This is a genomic window from Pseudomonas sp. ADAK7, assembly GCF_012935675.1.
Lineage (GTDB): Bacteria > Pseudomonadota > Gammaproteobacteria > Pseudomonadales > Pseudomonadaceae > Aquipseudomonas.
The window spans coordinates 6,776,410-6,798,291 of the sequence record NZ_CP052861.1 but is presented as its reverse complement, the minus strand read 5'-3'; the positions used below and the strand labels follow the sequence as shown (position 1 = coordinate 6,798,291).

Annotated in this window: 19 protein-coding genes and 1 pseudogene; 14 read left to right on the top strand and 6 right to left on the bottom strand. The window is 61.6% G+C overall.

The annotated features are described in order from the left end of the window. Positions 1 to 15 precede the first annotated feature (15 nt). From HKK53_RS31045 to HKK53_RS31000, 10 genes are all read left to right on the top strand, one after another. Positions 16 to 723, top strand: a complete 708-nt coding sequence (locus tag HKK53_RS31045; protein ID WP_169373913.1) for a MotA/TolQ/ExbB proton channel family protein — start codon at positions 16 to 18, stop codon at positions 721 to 723. Continuing rightward, positions 723 to 1,124 (top strand): ExbD/TolR family protein, encoded by a 402-nt coding sequence (locus HKK53_RS31040; RefSeq protein ID WP_169373912.1) that lies wholly within the window; start codon positions 723 to 725, stop codon positions 1,122 to 1,124. Before HKK53_RS31045 ends, HKK53_RS31040 begins: the two co-directional genes overlap by 1 nt. A gap of 208 nt (positions 1,125 to 1,332) precedes the next feature. After that, positions 1,333 to 4,056: a TonB-dependent receptor gene (locus tag HKK53_RS31035; protein WP_169373911.1), complete on the top strand. Its 2,724-nt coding sequence runs from the start codon at positions 1,333 to 1,335 to the stop codon at positions 4,054 to 4,056. A gap of 113 nt (positions 4,057 to 4,169) precedes the next feature. After that, on the top strand, positions 4,170 to 6,041 hold the full coding sequence (locus HKK53_RS31030) for an extracellular solute-binding protein (RefSeq protein WP_169373910.1): 1,872 nt from the start codon (positions 4,170 to 4,172) through the stop codon (positions 6,039 to 6,041). A 1-nt stretch (position 6,042) separates the two neighbouring features. Continuing rightward, positions 6,043 to 7,110 (top strand): microcin C ABC transporter permease YejB, encoded by a 1,068-nt coding sequence (locus HKK53_RS31025; RefSeq protein ID WP_169373909.1) that lies wholly within the window; start codon positions 6,043 to 6,045, stop codon positions 7,108 to 7,110. Then, positions 7,110 to 8,132, top strand: coding sequence for an ABC transporter permease (locus HKK53_RS31020; protein WP_169373908.1), 1,023 nt, complete (start codon positions 7,110 to 7,112; stop codon positions 8,130 to 8,132). Before HKK53_RS31025 ends, HKK53_RS31020 begins: the two co-directional genes overlap by 1 nt. 1 nt (position 8,133) lies before the next feature. Further along, a complete protein-coding gene (locus HKK53_RS31015) occupies positions 8,134 to 9,738 on the top strand; it encodes an ABC transporter ATP-binding protein (RefSeq protein WP_169373907.1) in 1,605 nt (534 codons plus the stop codon). Positions 9,739 to 9,847: 109 nt separating this feature from the next. Beyond that, entirely contained in the window at positions 9,848 to 10,369 is a 522-nt protein-coding gene (locus tag HKK53_RS31010; RefSeq protein WP_169373906.1) for a DUF3455 domain-containing protein, read from the top strand. Between the two features lie 105 nt (positions 10,370 to 10,474). Continuing rightward, the gene (locus tag HKK53_RS31005) at positions 10,475 to 11,005 is read left to right on the top strand and encodes a sigma-70 family RNA polymerase sigma factor (RefSeq protein ID WP_169373905.1); all 531 of its coding nucleotides are present in this window, start codon (positions 10,475 to 10,477) and stop codon (positions 11,003 to 11,005) included. Further along, on the top strand, positions 11,002 to 11,709 hold the full coding sequence (locus HKK53_RS31000) for an anti-sigma factor (protein ID WP_169373904.1): 708 nt from the start codon (positions 11,002 to 11,004) through the stop codon (positions 11,707 to 11,709). Before HKK53_RS31005 ends, HKK53_RS31000 begins: the two co-directional genes overlap by 4 nt. A gap of 5 nt (positions 11,710 to 11,714) precedes the next feature. Here HKK53_RS31000 and HKK53_RS30995 read toward each other — a convergent pair. Both HKK53_RS30995 and HKK53_RS30990 read right to left on the bottom strand, forming a co-directional pair. Beyond that, positions 11,715 to 12,184, bottom strand: a pseudogene (locus tag HKK53_RS30995) (isochorismatase family cysteine hydrolase); the annotation flags it as partial. 21 nt (positions 12,185 to 12,205) lie between these two features. Next, positions 12,206 to 12,343: a hypothetical protein gene (locus tag HKK53_RS30990; protein ID WP_169373903.1), complete on the bottom strand. Its 138-nt coding sequence runs from the start codon at positions 12,341 to 12,343 to the stop codon at positions 12,206 to 12,208. Here HKK53_RS30990 and HKK53_RS30985 point away from each other — a divergent pair. Then, the gene (locus HKK53_RS30985) at positions 12,342 to 12,704 is read left to right on the top strand and encodes a hypothetical protein (protein ID WP_169373902.1); all 363 of its coding nucleotides are present in this window, start codon (positions 12,342 to 12,344) and stop codon (positions 12,702 to 12,704) included. The genes HKK53_RS30990 and HKK53_RS30985 overlap by 2 nt on opposite strands. 79 nt (positions 12,705 to 12,783) lie before the next feature. Here the strand turns inward: HKK53_RS30985 and HKK53_RS30980 are convergent, their stop codons facing one another. Further along, complete coding sequence (locus HKK53_RS30980; RefSeq protein WP_169373901.1) at positions 12,784 to 13,875, bottom strand: DUF1615 domain-containing protein; 1,092 nt, start codon at positions 13,873 to 13,875, stop codon at positions 12,784 to 12,786. 387 nt (positions 13,876 to 14,262) lie between these two features. On the opposite strand from HKK53_RS30980, the gene HKK53_RS30975 reads away from it, so the two are divergent. After that, positions 14,263 to 16,461, top strand: a complete 2,199-nt coding sequence (locus HKK53_RS30975) for a TonB-dependent receptor (protein ID WP_169373900.1) — start codon at positions 14,263 to 14,265, stop codon at positions 16,459 to 16,461. Positions 16,462 to 16,555: 94 nt separating this feature from the next. Further along, positions 16,556 to 18,079: an FAD-dependent oxidoreductase gene (locus tag HKK53_RS30970; protein WP_169373899.1), complete on the top strand. Its 1,524-nt coding sequence runs from the start codon at positions 16,556 to 16,558 to the stop codon at positions 18,077 to 18,079. Between the two features lie 82 nt (positions 18,080 to 18,161). On the opposite strand, the gene hemB is transcribed toward HKK53_RS30970, so the two are convergent. The 3 genes from hemB to HKK53_RS30955 all read right to left on the bottom strand — a co-directional run bounded on the left by hemB (position 18,162) and on the right by HKK53_RS30955 (position 20,818). Beyond that, complete coding sequence (gene hemB / locus HKK53_RS30965; RefSeq protein ID WP_169373898.1) at positions 18,162 to 19,136, bottom strand: porphobilinogen synthase; 975 nt, start codon at positions 19,134 to 19,136, stop codon at positions 18,162 to 18,164. A 117-nt stretch (positions 19,137 to 19,253) separates the two neighbouring features. Continuing rightward, positions 19,254 to 20,096, bottom strand: coding sequence for a PhzF family phenazine biosynthesis protein (locus HKK53_RS30960; RefSeq protein ID WP_169373897.1), 843 nt, complete (start codon positions 20,094 to 20,096; stop codon positions 19,254 to 19,256). A 23-nt stretch (positions 20,097 to 20,119) separates the two neighbouring features. Continuing rightward, positions 20,120 to 20,818, bottom strand: a complete 699-nt coding sequence (locus HKK53_RS30955) for a glutathione binding-like protein (protein ID WP_169373896.1) — start codon at positions 20,816 to 20,818, stop codon at positions 20,120 to 20,122. Positions 20,819 to 21,123: 305 nt separating this feature from the next. On the opposite strand from HKK53_RS30955, the gene HKK53_RS30950 reads away from it, so the two are divergent. Further along, positions 21,124 to 21,798: a histidine phosphatase family protein gene (locus HKK53_RS30950; RefSeq protein WP_169373895.1), complete on the top strand. Its 675-nt coding sequence runs from the start codon at positions 21,124 to 21,126 to the stop codon at positions 21,796 to 21,798. Positions 21,799 to 21,882 lie beyond the last annotated feature (84 nt).

The window sequence follows — 21,882 nt, the reverse complement described above, 5'->3', positions numbered from 1 at the left end:
AAGCGAGGTGTAGCCATGAACGATTCACTCTCTTCGATGATTGTCCCCGGCGTGCTCTGGGGCCTGGTGCTGTTTTCCGTGGTCAGCTGGGCGATTTTGCTGGTCAAGTCCGCGCAATACCTGCGGCAGAAATCCCAGAACAAACAGTTCAGCAAAGCCTTCTGGGGCGCGCCGGATCTGCTCACCGCCGCCGAGCACGCCAGCCAATACCCGGGCTCTTTGGCGCGGATCGCCAGCAGCGGTTTTGAAGCCTTGCTGGTCGACGAATCGCCGCGTACCACCCAGCAACTGGCCCACACCATCAACCGCTCTGACCGTCTGGAACGCAACCTGCGCCAGCAGATCCAGAAGGAACGCCGCTCCCTGGAAAACGGCCAGGCGATTCTCGCCAGTATTGGCAGCACCGCGCCGTTCATTGGTTTGTTCGGCACCGTATGGGGGATTATGGAAGCCCTGCAAAGCATCGGTGCCAGCGGTTCCGCCAGCCTGGAAACCGTGGCCGGGCCCATCGGTCACGCGCTGATCGCCACCGGCGTCGGCATCGCCGTCGCGGTGCCGGCGGTGCTGATTTACAACTTCTTCCTGCGCCGCTTGAAACTCGCCTCGGCGGACATGGATGACTTCGCCCACGACTTCGACGCCCTCGCCTCGCGCAGCGCGTTTTCCATCACTCGCCAGGCCATCGCCAGCAAAACCACAGCCGCCGTGCGGGAGGCCAGCTAATGTCCTTTTCCACTCAAGACAGCGATGAAGTGCTCAGCGAAATGAACGTCACGCCGCTGGTGGACGTGATGCTCGTGCTGCTGGTGGTGTTCATCGTCACCGCGCCGCTGATGACCAACGCGATCAAGGTCAACTTGCCGAAAACCGATGCCGTGGCCCCCGCCGAAAAGAAAGACCCGGTGGTGGTCAGCGTCGATCAGGACGGCAAGTTTTACCTGGCCAAGACCGAGGTCGCGCCCGAGTCCCTGGAGGCCAGCCTCAAGGAGGTCAAGGCCAAGGACAGCGAGGTCCGCGTGCAGTTGCAGGCCGACTCCGCGGTCAATTACGGCCAGGTGGCCAAAGCCATGGCCTCGATCGAGCGCTCGGGCATTACCAAGATATCGGTGATGACCACCCGCTGAGTCCGGTGCCGGGCGTGCAGTGAGGGTGTCGCCCGGCACCGTTCGTTGATTCCCGTCGCAATCAGCCGACCGAAAAAACGCACCGCGTCTTCGGAGGGGATCGGCTTGCTTGAAGAAAGTGGTTTTCCGCGCGCGGTACCACCGATGCCGGAGCAATGAGGGCTCACAAGGCCATTTCGATAAACGTCTAATAAAGTCGGAAATAACCATGCTGATGAACACTCCGCGTTTCACGCTCAAGCCGTTGGTGGCGATGATTCAACGTCACCGTTTTGTTCCGTTGTACCTGGTGGCCATGGGGATGAGCGCCGGGTCGTTGCATGCCGCAGAGGCCGGCACCGAGGACGACAGCAGTAAAGTCGTCCCGGCCGCCGTGGCACCGGCCACCACGCAGCTGCAACGGGTGGAAGTGACGGGCTCGGCGATTCGCCGGGTCGATGCGGAAACGGCGGTGCCGATTACCGTGCTACGCGCCGATGACTTGCGCAAACAAGGCGTGAGCACCACTGCCGAGTTGCTGCAACGGGTCACGGGCAGTCAGTCGGTAATCAATAGTTCCAGCTCGGTCGGTTCGGGCAGTGGCGGCGCGTCCTATGCCGACATGCGCGGCATCGGTGCGAACAAGACGCTGATCCTGCTCAACGGCCGACGCCTGGCGAACAACGCCCTGTCCGGCACCAACACCTCCAATGGCGCCGGGGTCGATCTGAACCTGATCCCCTTCGCGGCCATCGACCGGGTGGAGGTCCTGCGCGACGGCGCCTCGGCCCTTTACGGCACGGACGCCATCGGCGGCGTGATCAACTTCATCACCAAAAAAGCCATGACCGACGGCCAGTTGACCTTCGGCGGCGAAACCCCGACCCACGACGGCGGCGGCAACAGCAAGGACATGAGCGCCAGTTGGGGCTTCGGCGATCTGGAGCAGGATCGCTTCAATGTGCTCGGGGTGTTCAACTACAACAAGCAGGAAAACCTGCAAGCCAAGGACCGCAGCTTCGCCACCTCTTACCGGCCTGAACGTGGCCTGGATCAAACGTCCGGCACCGCATTCCCCGGTAACTACAGCCAGGGTGACAACGCCACCAACCCGTTGGCCAACAGCAACTGCAACGGCCCCAATCTGGTGTCGCGCCAAGGCGTGTGCCGCTTCGCGACGTCTTCCTACATCGACCTGATTCCGCAAACCGAGAAGACCTCGTTCTTCGGCAAGGCCACCGGCAAACTGGCGGACGATCACAACGTCAACCTCGAATATTTCTGGGCCCGCAACAACAACGCGACCGCCGTCGCGCCGGCGCCATTGACCGGCCAGACGCTCGACTCATCGTCGCCCTACTACCCGGGCAACGGCATCACCCCCGGGCCAACCGACTTCACCCTCGACCCGACGCAACCGGTCGACGTGAACTGGCGCGAAACGGCCGCAGGGGCTCGGGAATCCAAGGATCAGAACACCGCCCAGCGCTTCATCCTGAGCTTCGACGGCCTGGTCGGCGGCTGGGATTACAACGCGGGCGCCTCGTACAACCAGAACAAAGTCATCTCCAGCGTCACCAGCGGTTATGTCAGCGACTCGGCGATGACCGCCGGCCTGGCCAGCGGCCTGCTCAACCCGTTCGGCCCGCAAAGCAGCGCCGGGCAGGAATACATCGACCAAGCGATGTACCACGGACCGTATACCTCGGCGGTCGGTCGGGTGGTCGGCTTCGACGGTCGGGTCAGCCGCGAAATCGGTGACTGGTTTGGCGCGGGGCCTTCCGGCCTGGCGCTCGGTGGTGAATACCGCAAGGAAAAATTCCACCAGGACTACGAACAATTCGTCGACGATATTTCCAGCCTCGGTGCCGACTCGGCCGCCAGCGTTTCCGGCGATCGCAGCGTGAAAGCGGCATATGCCGAAATCAACGTGCCGGTGCTCGACAGCCTTGAACTGTCCGCCGCCGTGCGTCACGACAAATACAGCGATTTTGGCAGCACCACCAACCCGAAATACTCGTTCCGTTATCAGCCACTCAAGGAACTGGTGGTCCGTGGCGCCTACAGCGAAGGCTTCCGCGCACCGTCGTTGTACGAGTTGTACGCCCCGCAAAGCCTCTCCTTCACCCAGGCCAACTACAACGACCCGGTCCTGTGTACCGGCGGTGTGTTGCAAGCGGGCGGCAACGCCGGTCGCGACTGTGGCCAGCAGTTCCTCGCCAAGGGCGGCGGCAACCAGAGCCTGGCCCCGGAAAAGGCGCGTAACGTGACGTTGGGCTTTGTCTATCAACCGGTCCGTGACCTGTCGGTGGGCCTCGACTTCTGGTGGATTCACATCTCCAACCAGATCCAGCCATTCCCTGAATCCACCGTGTTTGATCAATCCGGCGCCTACACCGACCGCTTCGTGCGCAACGCCGACGGTTCACTGGACTACATCGTGACCGGCAATGCCAACCTGGGCATCGTCAAGACCAGCGGTGTCGACGTGTCCCTCGACTATCGCTTCCCGAACACACCCTATGGTCAGTTCGGTCTGGGGCTGCAAGGCACCTATGTCGACCGCTATGACTTCCAGAGCACCATCAAAGGCCCGTACACCGACAAGGTCGGCGACTTCCAAGGCGATGGCGTGATTGCGCGCTGGAAGCATGCCTTGAGCGGCACCTGGACCCTGGGCGCGGCACGTGCCTCGTTGGTCAACCGCTTCACCACCGGCTACAACGACTATGACCGCACCACCTATGACCGCGTCGCTTCGTATTCGCTGTGGGACCTGTCGGCCGGTTACACCTTCAACAAGGTGCTGGACCTCGACGCCGGGGTGAAGAACGTGTTCGACCGCGATCCGCCGTTCACCAACCAGGCCTACACCTTCCAGAGCGGTTATGACCCGCGTTACGCCGACCCGATGGGCCGCACGCTGTTCGCACGCATGACGTACCACTTCTGAGTCAGGGTCGGGGGAGCGCAATACTCCGGCCTTCCCCGACCTCATTGCGAATTCGCGCCCCACGGTGGTCCCGCCGGCCGCCGTGGGTTTTTCAGGCTTTGAGGAAAGATTTCATGACATTCACGCGCAACGTGGCGGGTCTGCTGCTCGGTGCCGCCCTGCTCTGCAACGCGGCGTCCGCGCTGGCCGCCGGCAGCTACGCGATGACGGTGTACGGCGAGCAGCCGAAGTACCCGGCCAATTTCCAGCATTTCGATTTCGTCGATCCCAAAGCACCCAAGGGTGGATCGCTCAGCCGCGCGTCCATGGAGATCGGCCAGTACAACTACATCACGCCGTACGCCGACCAGGGCATTTCGGTGGTGCAGGTCAACGATTGGGTGTACGCGCCCCTGGCCTTTCGCTCACTGGACGAGCCCTACACGGTCTACGGCCTTGTAGCCCAGCAAATGGAACGCGACCCTGACGGCCTGTGGGTGCGTTTCATCCTCAACCCAAAGGCCCGTTTCGCCGACAACACGCCGATCACTGCCGAGGACGTGCGCTACACCTTCGAGTTGCTGATGACCAAGGGCAGCCTGAGTTATCGCCAGCAATACGCCGACGTCCAGGACGTGGTGATCGAAGGCCCGGAAACGGTTCGCTTCAACTTCAAGAACAACCTCAACCGCACACTCGCGCTGGATCTGGCGACGATGCGCGTGGTGCCCGAGCATTGGTGGAAAACCCGAGACTTCGCCAACGGCGGCGGTTTCGAGCCACCGCTGGGCAGCGGCCCGTACACGGTCAGCAAGGTTGACGCCGGGCGCAGCATCAGTTTTGCCCGCGACCCAAACTGGTGGGGCAAGGACCTGCCGGTCAGCCGCGGGCTGTACAACTTCGACAGCCTGACGGTGAATTTTTACGGCGACACCGATGTCGCCCGCCAGCTGTTGCAGGCCGGCGCATTCGATTACAACCGCGAGTTCTCGTCGTCCGGTTATGTGGTCGGTTACGACAGCCCGGCCCTACGCGACGGTCGTTTGCAGCAGTCGATCCTCGCCCCGGCCAAACCCACCGCCGCCCAAGGCTTTGTGTTCAACCTGCAAAACCCGATCTTCCAGGACCGCCGCGTGCGCCAGGCCCTGACCCTGCTGTGGGATTTCGAGTGGACCAACAAGCAGATGATGCGCGGCTTCTACGTGCGTCAGAACAGCTATTGGCCGAAAAGTGAAATGGCCGCCACCGAACTGCCCGATGCCCGGGAACTGGCGATTCTCGAACCCTTGCGCGGACAGGTCCCGGACGAAGTGTTCACCCAGGTTTATCAGGCGCCGAAAACCGATGGCAGCGGCTACATCCGTGACAAGCAATTGCAGGCCCTTCAGCTGTTGGCCGAGGCCGGATGGACACCAAAAAACAATCATCTGGTGAACGCCGCCGGCGTGCCGTTGGAATTCACCTTCCTCGACGGCCAGGGCGGTTTCGACCGCATGTTGCTGCCGTTCAAGCGAACCCTGGCGCAGATCGGCATCACCCTGAACCTGCGACGCATCGATTCGGCGCAGTACGTCAACCGCCTCAACGCCCGGGACTACGACATGATCGTCACCAGTTTTCCACGCAGCGGCGACCCCATCGTCTCCCCCGGTCGCGAGCTCTACAGCCTCTACGCCTCGCAAAGTGCGACCCAGGTCGGCAGTTCAAATTCCATGGTGCTGGCCAACCCGGCGGTGGATCGGCTGATCGATGGCCTGGTCCAGTCCAACTCCCGGGACGACATGGTGCATTACGCCCGCGCCCTCGACCGAGTGCTGCAATGGGGTTACTACATGATTCCCAACTACTACTCCAAAGGCACGCCGACGGTGTATCAAAACCGTTTCGGCATGCCTGCGACTCAACCGGCGTTCGACGAAGGCCTGAATACGTGGTGGGAAGTGGCCGCCAAACCTTTGGATAACCAACAGATGAGCGCCCTGCGCCAACTCGCAGGGGTGCAGTGACATGTGGCGCTATATGAGTCGTCGCTTGCTGCTGATCATCCCGACATTGCTGTGCATTCTGGTGGTCAACTTTTTGATCGTGCAGGCCGCGCCTGGCGGTCCGGTGGAACAGGCCATCGCCCGCTTGCAAGGCTTTGGCGGCAATGTCATGGGTGGCAGCGGCGGCGAGCTGTCCGCCGTCGGTGGTGCCGGGCGCAGCAGCCGTGGCCTCGACCCGGCACTGATCGAGGAGATCAAGCACCACTACGGTTTTGACAAACCGATACACGAACGCCTGTGGCTGATGCTCAAGAACTACGCGCAACTGGACCTGGGCAACAGCTTCTTTCGCGGGGCCAAGGTCACCGACCTGATCCTGCAAAAACTGCCGACATCGATCTCCCTCGGGCTCTGGGCAACCCTGATCACCTACCTGATTTCGATTCCCCTGGGGGTGCGCAAAGCGATCAGGAATGGCAGCGCGTTCGACGTCTGGACCAGCACCGCGATCATCATCGGCTACGCGATGCCCGCGTTTCTGTTTGCGATTCTGCTGATCGTGGTGTTTGCCGGCGGCAGCTACGTCAACTGGTTCCCGGTGCAAGGACTGGTCTCGGACAACTTCGACAGCCTCAGCCCCTTGGGCAAGGTCGGCGATTACCTGTGGCACCTGGTGTTGCCGGTGACGGCGTTGGTGATCGGCGGCTTCGCCACACTGACGATCCTGACTAAAAACAGTTTCCTCAACGAGATCAGCCGCCAATACGTGATTACGGCGCGAGCCAAGGGATTGACCGAGCGCCGCGTGTTGTACGGCCATGTGTTTCGCAACGCGATGCTGCTGGTGGTGGCCGGGATCCCTCAGGCGTTGATCGAGGTTTTTTTCGCCGGTTCGTTGTTGATTGAAACCATCTTCAACCTCGATGGCCTCGGGCGCATGAGCTACGAAGCCGCCGTGTCCCGGGACTACCCGGTGGTGTTCGGCGCGCTGTTTCTGTTCACCCTGTTCGGGCTGCTGATCAAGCTGATCGGCGACCTCTGCTACACCCTGCTCGACCCGCGCATCGACTTCTCCGCGAGGACTGCCTGATGTTCAAATTGTCTCCTTTGGGCAAACGGCGTATCGCGCACTTCAAGGCCAACCGCCGTGGGCGCTGGTCGTTGTGGCTGTTTATCGGTCTGTGCCTGGTGTGCCTGGGCGGCGAGTTGATTGCCAACGACAAGCCATTGATCGTGCATTACCACGGCGCCTGGTACTTCCCGATCATCGAGGACTACGACGAAATCACCTTCGGCGGCGAGCTGCCGTTCCAGCCGGATTACGCCAGTGCCTACGTGCACAAGCTGATCGAAGGCCAGGGTGGCTGGATGCTGTTTCCACCGATTCCGTTCAGCTACGACACGGTCAACTATGACCTGACCGAACCGGCCCCCAGTCCGCCGTCCGCCAGCAACTGGCTGGGCACTGATGACCAGGCCCGGGACGTGTTGGCGCGGGTGATTTTCGGCACACGGATTTCGATTCTGTTTGCCTTGGTATTGACCGCCATCAGTGCGGTGGTCGGCATCGGCGCCGGGGCGTTGCAGGGTTATTACGGCGGGTGGGTCGATCTGATCGGCCAGCGATTGTTGGAGATTTGGTCGGGGTTGCCAGTGCTGTACCTGCTGATCATCTTGTCGGGTTTCGTCTCGCCGAGCTTCTGGTGGTTGCTGGGGATCATGGCGTTGTTTTCCTGGCTGGCGCTGGTGGACGTGGTGCGCGCCGAGTTCTTGCGCGGCCGCAGCCTGGAATACGTGAAAGCTGCGCGGGCCCTGGGCCTGACCGACAGCGAACTGATGCGCCGGCACATCCTGCCCAACGCCATGACCTCGACCCTGACCTATCTGCCGTTCATTTTGACCGGTGCCATCGCCACCCTTACCGCGCTGGATTTTCTCGGCTTCGGCATGCCGGCCGGCACCGCGTCCCTGGGCGAGTTGATCGGCCAGGCCAAGCGCAATTTGCAAGCGCCGTGGCTGGGGCTGACGGCGTTTTTTGCCTTGGCGCTGATTCTTTCATTGCTGGTGTTTATCGGTGAGGCCTGCCGCGATGCGTTTGATCCAAGGAACTGAGATGAACGACAACCTGATCGAAATCCGCAACCTGCGCATCGCCTTCGGCGACCGTGAAGTGGTGCATGGGCTGGACCTGGATATCCGTCGCGGCGAATGCCTGGCGCTGGTGGGTGAATCGGGCTCGGGCAAGTCGGTGACGGCGCACTCGATCCTGCGGCTGCTGCCAGGTAAATCCGTCGCCACCTCGGGCAGCATTCGCTACAACGGCGTGGATCTGGTGCACGCCAGCGAAGCGCAATTGCGTGGCTTGCGCGGTAACCGCATCGCAATGATTTTCCAGGAGCCGATGACCTCGCTGAACCCATTGCACACCGTGGAAAAACAAGTCAACGAAGTGCTGGAAATCCACAAGGGCTTGAAGGGCCGCGCCGCTCGGGCACGGACGCTGGAGTTGCTGGAACTGGTGGGCATTCGCGAGCCGCACAAACGGCTCAAGGCCTACCCGCATCAGTTGTCCGGCGGCCAGCGCCAGCGGGTCATGATTGCCATGGCGTTGGCCAACGAGCCGGAACTGCTGATCGCCGATGAACCAACCACCGCGCTGGATGTGACGGTGCAGCAGAAGATTCTGGAGCTGCTGATCGAGTTGCAGCAACGCCTGGGCATGTCGTTGTTGCTGATCAGCCATGACCTGAATCTGGTGCGGCGGATTGCCCAGCGAGTGTGCGTGATGCGCGAGGGTGAAATCGTCGAGCAGGCGGATTGCGAAACGCTGTTTCGGGCGCCGCAACATCCCTACAGCCGCTTGTTGATCGAAGCCGAGCCGACCGGGGCGCCGGTGCCCAGCGAGTACAACCATAACCTGCTGGAAGTGGACAACCTCAAGGTCTGGTTTCCCCTGCCCAAAGCCTTGTTCAGCCGCACGCAGGAGTACATCAAAGCGGTGGACGGTGTCAGCTTGAGCCTGCATCGCGGCAAGACGCTGGGCATCGTCGGTGAGTCGGGGTCGGGAAAATCCACCCTCGGCCAAGCGATATTGCGCCTGGTGGAGTCCGAGGGTGGCATCCGCTTCGGCAACAAGGAGTTGAGCATCCTCAATCAACGGCTGATGCGGCCGTTGCGCCGGCAGATGCAAGTGGTGTTTCAGGACCCGTTCGGCAGCCTGAGCCCGCGTATGTCGGTGGAGCAAATCATCGCCGAAGGGTTACTGACCCATGGCATCGGCACAGCGGCGGACCGTGAAGCAGCGGTGATCCGGGTGTTGAAGGAAGTCGGCCTCGATCCGCAAAGCCGTCATCGCTATCCGCATGAGTTTTCCGGTGGCCAGCGCCAGCGTATTTCCATCGCCCGGGCACTGGTGCTGGAACCGGCGCTGATCCTGCTGGATGAACCGACCTCGGCACTGGATCGCACGGTGCAAAAGCAAGTGGTGGCATTGCTGCGTGAATTGCAGATTCGGCATGGGCTGACGTATTTGTTCATCAGCCATGACCTGGCGGTGGTGCATGCCCTGGCCCATGACTTGATCGTGGTCAAGGACGGCAAAGTGGTGGAGCAAGGCTCGTCGCGGGAGATTTTTTCGGCACCGCAGCATCCGTATACCCAGGAGTTGCTCGCTGCATCGGGGCTGGCCAAGACACATGAACCATTGGCTTTGGCCTAGGCGCCGATTTTATTTTCGCGACGCTGCATCCAAATCTCTGCGTGGTGGGTAGTACCTGTAGCAGCCCCTTGAGCTGCCGAGCGGTTTACTCATTTATGGAGAGATGTTCATGAACGCCAAACAGCTGCTGTGCCTTGCCGGTGTGTTCGCCGCCATCCCTGTTGCCTTCGCCCAAGCCGAGTTGCCGGACAGTGTCAAAGTCCCGGCCGGGCATAAGGTCGCGATGGAAACCACCGGGGTCGGCGAGATTACCTATGAGTGTCGGGACAAGGCCAATGCGGTGGGCCAGACCGAATGGATTTTTGTCGGCCCCAAAGCGGTGCTCAACGATCGCAGCGGCAAGCAGGTCGGCACCTATTTCGGCCCGCCCGCCACCTGGCAAGCCAAGGACGGGTCCAAGGTGACTGGCACGCAATTGGCGGTCGCGCCGTCGAGCCCGGGTAACCTGCCCTATCAACTGGTCAAGGCCAACCCGGCCGAAGGCAAAGGCGCCATGAGCGGCGTGAGTTACATCCAGCGCGTGGCCCTCAAGGGCGGCGTGGCGCCGAGTGCCGAATGCACCGCGGCGAACAAGGGCAAGCAAGAAGTGGTGAAATATCAGGCGGACTATATTTTCTGGGCAGCCAGTTAAGGCCCTATTGGGTCGGCGCCGGTTTCGACTGGCGCCGGCGCATCTCGGGATTGTTTGCTAGATTGAATCCAGCGTGCCCCACGCTCTCACCGACGGCTGAGCACAGTGTCCTTGCCCGAACCCTCTTTCGATTACGAAGCCCATCTGGCCGCCTGCGGGCGTGGCGAGCGTCAGGCCCTGCAGGATTTATATGTGCAGGAAAGCCCACGTCTTTTAGGCGTGGCCAAACGTCTGGTGGGCGATACGGCGTTGGCCGAGGACATCGTCCACGATGCGTTTATCAAGATCTGGTCCGCCGCCAAGGGTTTCGATCCGGCGCGGGGTTCGGCGCGGGGCTGGATGTTCAGCATCACCCGGCACCTGGCGCTCAATGTCATTCGTGACCATCGCCGCGAGACACCCATGACCGAGGACAACGAGCTCGCCCTCCACAACCCTTTTGAATCGCTGGACCACGCTGGGCGCATTCATCGCTGCCTGGAACAACTGGAACCCGAGCGACGCAGCTGCATCCTGCACGCTTACGTCGACGGCTATACCCACGCGCAAATCTCACAAAGGCTCGGCTCCCCGCTGGGCACCGTGAAAGCCTGGATCAAACGCAGCCTGACGGCCTTGCGGGAGTGCATGGGATGACCGCCCGACCTGTGAATGAAACCCCGGAAGAACGGGACGAACTGGCCAGCGAATATGTGTTGGGCACGCTGTCGGCGGAGCGGCGCAATGAGGTTCAACAACGCCTGGGCGATGAACCTCAGTTGCAAGCAGCCGTGGACGCCTGGGAGCGTCGATTGCTGGGCCTGACCGATCTGGTCGAGCCGCACGCACCCTCCCCGCACCTGTGGCGGCGCATCGAGCGCAGCGTCAATGACTTGAGCCGGCCAGCGGCGGCGACGGCTTTCTGGTGGAACCTGCTGCCGCTGTGGCGCGGGCTCGCCGGGGCCGGTTTAGCCGCCAGTCTGGTGCTTGGCGCATTGCTGCTGACCCAGGCCACGGTCAAACCGACGTATTTGGTGGTGCTTGTCGCTCCGCAGGACAAGGCGCCGGGCTGGGTGATCCAGGCCAGCAACCCGAGGGAAATCCAGCTGATCCCCCTGAGCGTCATCGAGGTCCCGGCCGACAAGGCGTTGGAGTTCTGGACCAAGGCTGACGGCTGGCAAGGCCCGGTGTCGCTGGGGCTGGTGAAACCGGGGCAAACCCTGTCGGTGCCGCTGGATAAACTGCCGCCCCTGCAACCCAACCAACTCTTCGAGCTGACGCTTGAAGGAGCGAACGGCTCACCGATCGGCAAGCCCACCGGGCCGATTCAGTTCATCGGGCGCGCGGTGAAAGTCATCTGAGCAGCTCACCCCAGCACTGCGACCCACTCTGCTGTCGTGACAATCGAATGGGCATACGTCGGCCCGTTGATCTCATGGGCGGCGTGCATCGCTTCGGCGCTGAACGCCGCGGTGGTGTCTCGCACCAGGGTGACGTGGTAACCCAGCTCGGAAGCGAATTTTCCAGTGGTTCGATGCAGGTGTTGGCGAGCATCCCCACGATCACCACCCTGTCGATCCCGTGTTGTTTGAGCAGGTACTCCAGGTCGGTGTTGGCAAAACCGCTGCCGCCCCAGTGCTCCTTGACGATCACGTCACCGGCCTCGGGCTGGAAATCCGGGTGCCACTCCCCGCCCCAAGTGCCGACGGCAAAGACCTGGGCGTGGCTGGCGCCTTGCTGATAGGGGCTGGGGTGTTTCCAGCACGCCAGTTCATTGGGCTCGGCGCGGTGGTGCGGCACGTAAAAAACCTGGATGCCGGCCTTGCGCGCCGCCCGGGCCTGCCGACGACCGTCCCATCACACCGCAAGGGGTACTGCTTGCCAACCATCATTACTGTCGATGTTCACCATCACATCAATGAAGTTCTCATAAAAAATCCCCGGCGTAACATCCGCTCCATACCAACCAATAAACACCCCGGAGCACACGATCATGAAACGCCAAATCCTTCTCAGCATCGCTTTCTCGGTTTTTGCAGTTAACGCTTTTGCCGCTTCCTCTGCTCACCAGGCTGTCGCTGAAGGCGGCTCGGATCGATTGATTGAAAGCCGTGTGGCTGAGGGGGGGTCGGATCGTCTGCAACAGAATCGTGTTGCCGAAGGTGGCTCGGATCGTTTGATCCAGAATCGTGTTGCCGAAGGTGGTTCCGATCGTTTGATCCAGAATCGTGTTGCTGAAGGTGGTTCCGATCGTTTGATCCAGAATCGTGTTGCCGAAGGTGGCTCGGATCGTCTGCAACAGAATCGCGTCGCTGAAGGTGGTTCCGATCGCCTGATCCAGAACCGCGTTGCCTGAATGAATGGCGTTACAGCGGTACTCAACGAAAAACCCGGCCTTATCCGCCGGGTTTTTTTATGCCTGCGATCTTTTGATCTTATTTCCCCTTCGCCATACACCGCTGATACCGCTCATCAACCCGCTTGGCAAACCACGCAGTGGTGAGTTTGCGGGTGATCTTCGGGCTTTCCAGCACAATCCCCGGCAACACAGCACGCGGTAACGTCCGGCCTTCGGCCTTGTCCGCAAGGGCGAAGACCTCCTGATAGAGCCGCGTCTCCTCGAATTCCAGGGTTTTACCTTTCTCCAGTTGATCGCGGATGGTCGGATTGCGCATGCCCAAGCGCTTGCCGAGGGTGCGCACCGCCAGTTCCGTGGTGCCGGGCATGATCGAGTCGTAGCGGATCAAATCACCGTCCAGCGCCAATGGAATGCCCGACGCACGGCTCAGGGCATTTTGAAACGCGGCATTGCGGCTGGCGTACCACCCGGCATTGAAATCAGCAAAGCGATACAGCGGCTGGGTGTAGCTCACCGGATAACCGAGCAAATGGGCAATGCCGAAGTACATACCGCCGCGACGGCTGAACACTTCATGTCGAATTGTGCCTTGCACCGGGTACGGATAGTCGCGCGCTTGTTGCTCGGCGAATTCGATGCTGACCTGCATCGGCCCGGCGGTGTGCACCGGATTGAAACCGCCGAACAGGGTGCGGCCCATCGGCACCATGCTGATGAAATCGTCGAAAATCGCGCTGAGTTCTTTTTCGCTGCGGGCGGCGTTGAGGCGGTCGCTGTAACTTTTGCCGTTGGACGAACGGACCTGTAACGCACCGCTGACCAACAGGCTGGGGATATGCACCTTGGCGGCGCGGCGGTCGATCTCGTCCCTGGCGATCTTGCCCAGGCCCGGCACCGGCGGGTCGACCCGGAAGGTCGATTCCTGCTCGGTCACGGCCAGGACTGCGCAGAGGTTTTGCGTGGTCGGCGAAATGTCCTGGGCGGCAAACGCGGCGTAAATGTCCGTTGCCCAGCCCTCGCGGTCGACAGTCTTGGCCGGCAACAGGCGCACGATCTGCGCCTTGACCTCGGCAGGCTTGCGGGGCGGTGCTTCCTGGGATTGCCGGGTGCCGCAACCGGCCAGGACCAGTAAGGCTGCGAGGCTGATGATCAATCGGTGGGCGTGCATGTTGCTCCATGAAATCCGTTTAAGCCGGGTTAACCATACGATCAATGGTGGGGCGCAGGCTATGACTCTCACCCTTCCACACTGTTCCGTAGTAGCAGCTGTCGAGCACCGCGAGGCAGCGTCCGGCGGCGCAGCCGTCGTAAAATCAGCCAACACGGTGTGTCAGGTAAACCGCGTGCGCAGGGTTTGCGACGGCTTCGCCGCCGGACGCTGCCTCGCGGTGCTCGACAGCTGCTACAGAGCGCCTTGTGCTGGTCGCTGATAACAAACTTATTGCAGGGCGTTACTGAGAAAACATATCATTTGCGCCTGGAGTCGTATTTGCGCAAGGAGTTCCGCGCGCCGTTATCTCTTTCTCTCATCGGCGGCGCGCCGTCAGGATCGAACATGCTCACTCCTCCCTTTCGCCCGGCTCTTCTTGCCTTGTTTTGCGCCCTGTCCGCCACCGCCCATGCCGCCACCTCTGAAAATGACAGTAAGGCATTGGTGCTGGACGATGTGAACGTCAACGCCCAGGCCCCGACAGCGGCGAGCGCCCTGCCCCCGGTGTTCGCCGGCGGTCAGGTGGCGCGCGGCGGCCAATTGGGTGTACTGGGCAACCAGGACATGATGGACGTGCCGTTCACCATGGCCGCCTACACCGAACAACTGATCCAGGACCAACAGGCCGAAGACGTCGCCGACGTATTGCTCAACGATTCCTCGGTGCGCCAGGCTTCCGGTTTTTCCAACCAGGCGCAGATCTTCATGATCCGCGGCTTGCCACTGACCGGCGACGATATTTCCTACAACGGCCTGTACGGCGTGCTGCCACGGCAGATCATTTCCACCGACGCCCTGGAGCGCGTGGAAGTGTTCAAAGGCCCGAACGCCTTTATCAACGGCGTGACCCCGACCGGCTCCGGCATCGGCGGCGGCGTCAACCTGCAACCCAAGCGCGCCGGTGACGTGCCAACACGCCGCTTCACCACCGACATCAATGACGAAGGCCGCGTCGGTCAGCACCTGGACCTCGGCCAACGCTTTGGTGAAGACAACCGTTTCGGCGCCCGGGTCAACCTGGCCCAGCGCGAAGGCGACACCGGCATCGACCACGAAAACCAGCGTTCGAAACTGTTCTCCATCGGCCTCGATTATCGCGGTGACGCCCTGCGTATTTCCGGTGATTTCGCCTACCAGAAAGAACGCGTCAACGGTGGCCGCAACACCGTGAACCTTGGCACGGCCACGCACATTCCGGATGCGCCATCGGCGGACACCAACTACGCGCCGAAGTGGGGTTACACCGACATCGAAGACACCTTCGGCATGTTGCGCGCCGAGTACGACCTGAACGACAACTGGACGGCCTACGCCGCGGGCGGCGCCAAGCACACCCGCGAAGTCGGGCGCTACAACTCGACCACGCTGGTGGGCAACAGCGGCGCCTCGACCACCACCGGCTCGTTCATCCCCCACGACGAAGACAACACCAGCGTCATGGCCGGCCTCAACGGCCGATTCGCCACCGGCCCGGTCACCCATAAACTCAATTTCGGCCTGGCCGGGATCTGGACCGAGCAGCGCAGCGCCTACGATTTCGACCTGACCAAATACGCCAACAACATCTACCATCCGGTGGAAACGCCCTCGCCGGTCGGCAACTTCTCGGGCGGCGACCTGAGCGACCCGGGCATCGTCGGCAAGACCTTCACCCGCAGCGCCGCCGTGTCGGACACCCTTGGCTTCTTCGATGACCGGCTGTTGCTGACCGTCGGCCTGCGTCGCCAGCAATTGGTGATGCAAGGCTACGGCTACGCGCCTTACGGTTCCGGCAGCCGCACCTCTTCCTATGACGAATCGATCACCACACCGGTCTACGGCCTCGTCTTCAAGCCGTGGGAGCATGTGTCGTTCTACGCCAACCGCATCGAAGGCCTGGCGAAAGGCCCGATCTCGCCGCTCACCTCCGGCAGCCGCGTCGTCACCAATGGCAACGAGGCGTTCGCCCCGGCCCGTTCCAAGCAAATCGAAGCCGGCGTCAAGGTCGACATGGGCACCTACGGCGCCAGTCTGGGCGTGTATCGCATCGAACAACCGAGCGATGGTTACTCGGTGATCACCAGCGCGACCACGGCGGAGTTTGTGCGCCAGGGTGAACAGATCAACAAAGGCGTCGAACTCAACGTCTTCGGCGAACCGATCGAAGGCCTGCGCCTGATCAGTGGTCTGACCCTGATGGACACCGAACTGAAGAACACCCAGAACGGCGCTACCGACGGCAACCGTGCCATCGGCGTACCGACCTTCCAGTTCAACGCTGGCGTGGATTGGGACGTGCCGGGCCTGCAAGGCGTCGCGCTGAACGCGCGGATGCTGCGCACCGGCGGCCAATACGCCGACGCGGCGAACAACCTCAGCCTGCCGACCTGGAACCGTTTCGATGCCGGCGCCCGCTATGGTTTCAAAGTCGACCAGAAAGACATCACCCTGCGTCTGAACATCGAAAACCTGGCCAACGAGAAGTACTGGGAATCGGCCCAGGCCGGCTACTTGACCCAGGGCGAGCCACGGGTGGCGAAGTTGTCCGGCACCATCGACTTCTAAGCACCGCCGCTCAACGAAAAGGCCCCGCAGCTTTGCCGCTGCGGGGCCTTTTTTATTTGCCATACTGTTTCCATACATCATGGAGAACAGGCCCATGAACCGTAGCGACGTGTTGATCATCGGCGCCGGCCCCACCGGCCTGGTGCTGGCGCTGTGGCTGAGCAAACTCGGCATCCACGTGCGCATCATCGACAAAACCCTGGCCCCCGGCACCACCTCGCGGGCCCTGGCGGTGCAGGCGCGAACCCTGGAGTTGTATCGCCAGCTCGACCTCGCCGATGCCATCGTGCAAAACGGCCACCGAGTGGCGGCGGCGAATTTTTGGGTCAAGGGCGAACCCGTGGCGCACCTGCCGTTGACCCGGATCGGCGAGGGCCTGACGCCCTACGCGTTCCTCGAAATCTTTCCCCAGGACGAACACGAACAACTGCTGATCGAACGCCTCGAAACCTTCGGCGTCCGCGTGGAACGCAAGACCGAACTGGAGAGTTTCAGCGAAACCGGCGACGGCATTACCGCGCAATTACGCCTGCCCGATGGCCAGCAGGAAACCTGCCAAGCCTGTTACATCGCTGGTTGCGACGGCGCGCGTTCGATTGTGCGCAAAACCCTGGACAGCGGTTTTCCCGGCGGTACCTACCAGCAGATTTTCTACGTCGCCGACGTGCAGGCCAGTGGCCCGGCGTTCAATGGCGAACTGCATGTGGACCTCGATGAAGCGGACTTCCTCGCCGTATTTCCACTGGCCAGCGAAGGTCACGCGCGGCTGATCGGCACTGTGCGTGATGAACGTGCCGAACACGCCGAAACCCTCAAATTCGAAGACGTCAGCAGTCGGGCTATCGAGCATTTGAAAGTGCAGGTCGAACAGGTCAACTGGTTCTCGACCTACCGCGTGCATCACCGGGTGGCGGAGTTCTTTCGCAGCGGTCGTGCGTTTTTGCTCGGCGACGCGGCCCATGTCCACAGCCCGGCGGGCGGCCAGGGCATGAACACCGGGATTGGCGACGCGATCAACCTGGCCTGGAAACTGGCCGCCGTGCTGACCGGCGCCGCCACTGCCAAATTGCTCGACAGCTACGAAACCGAACGCATGGCCTTCGCCCGGCGCCTGGTGTCCACCACCGACCGGGTGTTCAGCTTCGTGACCGCCGAGGGCAAAGTCGCGGATCTGCTGCGCACGCGGCTGGCGCCGTTCCTGATCCCCAAACTGGCCACGTTCGGACCGGAGTTCCTGTTTCGCACGGTCTCGCAAATCACCCTCAACTATCGCGGCATGCCCCTGAGCGAAGGCGTGACCGGGCACGTCCACGGCGGCGACCGCCTGCCCTGGGCCCACGATGGCGAAGGTGATAACTACGAATCCCTGAAAAACCTGACGTGGCAGGTGCATGTGTACGGCGACACCAGCGACGAAATGATCGCGTGGTGCATCGAACATCATTTGCCCTTGCACGTATTCGACTGGCGGCCGGCGTTTGATGCCGCGGGGTTGGCGCGTAACGGGTTTTATCTGTTGCGGCCGGACACTTATGTGGCGATTGCCGATAACAGCGCGGACCCGAAGGTGATCGAGCGGTATTTTCGGGATCACGGGATTCGGCTGTTTTTTGGTTGAACCGTCAAAAGATCGCAGCGCCTGCAGGGTGTACACCCTCCCAATGAAGGAGCTGCCGAAGGCTGCGATCTTTTGATCTTGATCAGATCCCGGCCAGGGCCAGGTCCATCGCGAAGTAGGTAAAGATCAGGTCCGCACCGGCCCGCTTGATCGCCCCCAGACTCTCACGCACCACCCGATCTTCATCAATCGCCCCCGCCTGGGCGGCAAACTTGATCATCGCGTACTCGCCACTGACCTGATAGGCCGACAACGGCAACCGCGAAACCTCGCGGATATCGCGGATGATGTCCAGGTAGGCGCCGGCCGGTTTGACCATCAGCGCGTCGGCGCCTTCCTGTTCGTCAAGCAGCGATTCGCGCACGGCTTCGCGGCGGTTCATCGGGTTCATCTGGTAGCTTTTACGGTCGCCTTTCAAGGCACTGCCTCCGGCTTCACGGAACGGGCCGTAGAGCGCCGAGGCGAATTTGGTCGAGTAGGCCATGATCGCGGTCTGGGTGAAACCGGCTTCGTCCAGCGCCCGGCGAATCGCCTGGACCTGGCCGTCCATCGCCGCCGACGGGGCGATCACGTCGGCGCCGGCACGGGCCGCCGCCACGGCTTGTTTGCCGAGGTTGATCAGGGTCTGGTCGTTGTCGACTTCGTGGTTATGCACCACGCCACAGTGGCCGTGGTCGGTGTACTCGCAGAAGCAGGTGTCGGACATCACAATCATCTCGGGCACCGCGTCCTTGGCGATCCGCGACATCCGCGAGACCAGGCCATTGTCGCTCCAGGTGTCGCTGCCGCTGCTGTCCAGGTGATGGGATACGCCGAAGGTCATCACCGACTTGATCCCGGCACGGGCGTAACGCTCGATCTCGCCGGCCAGTTTCGACTCGGGAATGCGCATCACGCCGGGCATGCTTTTGATTGGCACGAAATCGTCGATTTCTTCCTCGACGAAAATCGGCAGCACCAGGTCGTTGAGGCTGAACTCGGTTTCCTGGAACAGGCTGCGCAGGCTCGCATTGCGGCGCAGACGGCGTGGACGTGCTTCGGGGAACTGGCTGGACATGGGTTTTCCTGAGACAAAAGTCGTAGGGGGCGAAGCTTATGCCCTGTGCGGCGCAGGACACAAACGTCAGGTGAGGAACAAACCTTTACCGGGTTGGCAATAATCCGCGTTTTGCTCCTACAGCGTCAGGGTTCCGTCGATGCACGTCACCACGGCACCGCCGATCCAGATCTCGTCACCGACCTGATCCACCTGAATCCGCCCGGCGCGGCCCATGGTCAAGCCCTGGCTAACCACATAAGACGCCGGCGCCAGCCCTTCGCTGAGCAGCCATTGGGCGATCCCTGCGTTGAGGCTGCCGGTGGCCGGGTCTTCCGGCATGCCGTCGCCGGAGATGAACGCGCGCACTTCGAACTGCGCATCATCGCCATCACGCTCGGGGTGCCACGGTGCGATCACCCCGACGGCCAGGCCGAGCATTTGCGAATGATCCGGCTGCACATCGAGCACCTGCTGTCGATCCTCGACCATCACCGCCAGCCACCCGGCACCGTTATCAACCCATTGCGCCCGAACGATGGCCCCCGCCGCCAACTCCAGTCCGAGCCGGACTCGCTCCATCACATCGGCCTCTACCGGCCCGGTCCTGAGCAGCGGTGGCGCCAAAAACGCCAATTCCGCGCCTTGCCGGCGCACCCGCACCAGCCCGACGCCGCACTCCTGAATGATCTCCTCACCCTTGGGCACGCCACCGGCCTCAAGCCAGGCGTGACAGGTGCCCAGGGTCGGGTGACCGGCGAAGGGAAGCTCTTTCAGGGTGGTGAAAATCCGCACCCGGTAGTCGGCCCGCGGGTCCCGGGGTTCGAGCACGAACGTGGTTTCGCTGAGATTGGTCCAGCTCGCGAACGCCGCCAGGCGCTCATCGCTGAGTTCGTCAGCGCCGAACACCACGGCCAGCGGGTTGCCTTTGAGCGGCGTGCGGCTGAAGACATCGACTTGCTTGAAGGGGAATGAACGCATGACCTTCCTTGGTTTTGAAGAGCTTACTTGGGAATTTCCAGCCCGCGCATCACCGCCGGCCGCGCCAGGAAGCGCTCCAGTACCCGCGTAATGTTCGGGAAGTTCTTGATACCCACCAGATCACCGGCCTCATAGAAGCCGATCAGGTTGCGTATCCATGGAAACGTCGCGATGTCGGCGATGGTGTAGCGCTCGCCCATGATCCAGTCGCGTCCTTCCAGGCGTTTATCGAGCACGTTGAGCAGGCGCTTGCTTTCCTCGACATAGCGTTCAAGAGGCCGTTTGTCCTCGTAGTCCTTGCCGCCGAATTTGTTGAAGAAACCGACCTGGCCGAAGATCGGCCCGATACCGCCCATCTGAAACATGAGCCACTGGATCGTCTCGTAGCGCGCCGCCGATTCCTGGGCCAGCAGTTGGCCACTTTTGTCGGCGAGGTAGATCAGGATCGCCCCGGACTCGAACAACGGCAGTGGCTGATCCCCTGGCCCGTGAGGGTCGATGATCGCCGGGATCTTGTTGTTGGGGTTCAGCGACATGAACTCTGGCGACAATTGATCGTTGGTCTCGAAGCCCACGCGGTGCGGCTCGTACGGCAGGCCGATCTCTTCAAGCATGATCGAGACCTTGACGCCATTGGGGGTCGGCAAGGAGTAGAGCTGGATCCACTCGGGGTACTGGGCCGGCCATTTTTGGTGGATCGGGAACGCAGAGAGATCGGTCATGGGGTGATCCGCGCAGACATTGGAGCGCTGATCATAATGGAGGACCGGCCGATCCGGCATACGCAATCGTGCCGACGTCCATAAATCCGCAACATCCTGTCGATAACCTTCGGCCAACCCATTGAAGGTTGCGGCTAAAGTGCTGCGAACCCGCCGTTATCGAACCAATGGGCTTCAGAGGACTCTGAGCATTGCCCTTTATGGAAACAGATCGGCTCAACGACATGGAAAACACCCGCTGCTGGGAGCGCGCGGTGTAAAGGTTTGTCAGCCTTAATCGAATGCGCTGAAGATCCCTTTATTCAATGATGAACCTTTCGAAATTCGTCCAACGCTTCAAACATCGCGCGTATATCGTTCTGCCCTCGTTATTGGCAGCCAGCGCGCTGTTCCTGTCGCTTGAGTCCAGCGAAAGCCGCGCCCAACCGGCAGACGGCACCCAGACGCTGGTCTTCCTGCGCCACGCCGAAAAACCCGACGGCGGCCTCGGCCAGCTCAATTGCCAGGGCTTGAACCGGGCGATCAACCTGTCCACCTTGCTTCCGGAAAAATTCGGCAAGGCCGATTACGTGTTTGCCGCCAACCCGACGCGCAATGTCGAGGAAGGCGAACTGGACAATTCCTACAGCTACATCCGCCCCCTGATGACCATCAGCCCCAGCGCGATCAAGCTCGGCCTGCCGGTGAACATCGAATACTCGGCCAACGACACCAGCGATCTGGCGGATGAATTACTCCACGACAAGTATCACAACTCAACCATCTACACCGCCTGGTCCCACGGCTATCTGCCGGAGCTGATCAACAAGGTCGCTGGCGACGCGCTCGGCAAGAAACAGAACATCACCGAAGACTGGGAGTCCAGCGACTACGATTCGCTGTACGTGCTGACCCTGACCTGGCACAACGGCAAGGCCAGCCTGGTGAGCCACTCTTATAAACAAGGGCTGGATAACGGCTCACAGAACTGTCCTACATAAGAGGTCGGCTGCGTCCCACGCACTGTCGGGGCCACGTTGACGCAGAGGCTGGGCTATCATGAGCCCATCTCTTCTTTGTCCGGA

Excerpts from the sequence above, each read along its gene's own strand:
- HKK53_RS31045 (WP_169373913.1), top strand. The coding sequence starts at position 16 with ATGAACGATTCACTCTCTTCGATGATTGTCCCCGGCGTGCTCTGGGGC.
- HKK53_RS31040 (WP_169373912.1), top strand. The coding sequence starts at position 723 with ATGTCCTTTTCCACTCAAGACAGCGATGAAGTGCTCAGCGAAATGAAC.
- HKK53_RS31035 (WP_169373911.1), top strand. The coding sequence starts at position 1,333 with ATGCTGATGAACACTCCGCGTTTCACGCTCAAGCCGTTGGTGGCGATG.
- HKK53_RS31030 (WP_169373910.1), top strand. The coding sequence starts at position 4,170 with ATGACATTCACGCGCAACGTGGCGGGTCTGCTGCTCGGTGCCGCCCTG.
- HKK53_RS31025 (WP_169373909.1), top strand. The coding sequence starts at position 6,043 with ATGTGGCGCTATATGAGTCGTCGCTTGCTGCTGATCATCCCGACATTG.
- HKK53_RS31020 (WP_169373908.1), top strand. The coding sequence starts at position 7,110 with ATGTTCAAATTGTCTCCTTTGGGCAAACGGCGTATCGCGCACTTCAAG.
- HKK53_RS31015 (WP_169373907.1), top strand. The coding sequence starts at position 8,134 with ATGAACGACAACCTGATCGAAATCCGCAACCTGCGCATCGCCTTCGGC.
- HKK53_RS31010 (WP_169373906.1), top strand. The coding sequence starts at position 9,848 with ATGAACGCCAAACAGCTGCTGTGCCTTGCCGGTGTGTTCGCCGCCATC.
- HKK53_RS31000 (WP_169373904.1), top strand. The coding sequence starts at position 11,002 with ATGACCGCCCGACCTGTGAATGAAACCCCGGAAGAACGGGACGAACTG.
- HKK53_RS30985 (WP_169373902.1), top strand. The coding sequence starts at position 12,342 with ATGAAACGCCAAATCCTTCTCAGCATCGCTTTCTCGGTTTTTGCAGTT.
- HKK53_RS30990 (WP_169373903.1), bottom strand. The coding sequence starts at position 12,343 with ATGATCGTGTGCTCCGGGGTGTTTATTGGTTGGTATGGAGCGGATGTT.
- HKK53_RS30980 (WP_169373901.1), bottom strand. The coding sequence starts at position 13,875 with ATGCACGCCCACCGATTGATCATCAGCCTCGCAGCCTTACTGGTCCTG.
- HKK53_RS30975 (WP_169373900.1), top strand. The coding sequence starts at position 14,263 with ATGCTCACTCCTCCCTTTCGCCCGGCTCTTCTTGCCTTGTTTTGCGCC.
- HKK53_RS30970 (WP_169373899.1), top strand. The coding sequence starts at position 16,556 with ATGAACCGTAGCGACGTGTTGATCATCGGCGCCGGCCCCACCGGCCTG.
- hemB (WP_169373898.1), bottom strand. The coding sequence starts at position 19,136 with ATGTCCAGCCAGTTCCCCGAAGCACGTCCACGCCGTCTGCGCCGCAAT.
- HKK53_RS30960 (WP_169373897.1), bottom strand. The coding sequence starts at position 20,096 with ATGCGTTCATTCCCCTTCAAGCAAGTCGATGTCTTCAGCCGCACGCCG.
- HKK53_RS30955 (WP_169373896.1), bottom strand. The coding sequence starts at position 20,818 with ATGACCGATCTCTCTGCGTTCCCGATCCACCAAAAATGGCCGGCCCAG.
- HKK53_RS30950 (WP_169373895.1), top strand. The coding sequence starts at position 21,124 with ATGATGAACCTTTCGAAATTCGTCCAACGCTTCAAACATCGCGCGTAT.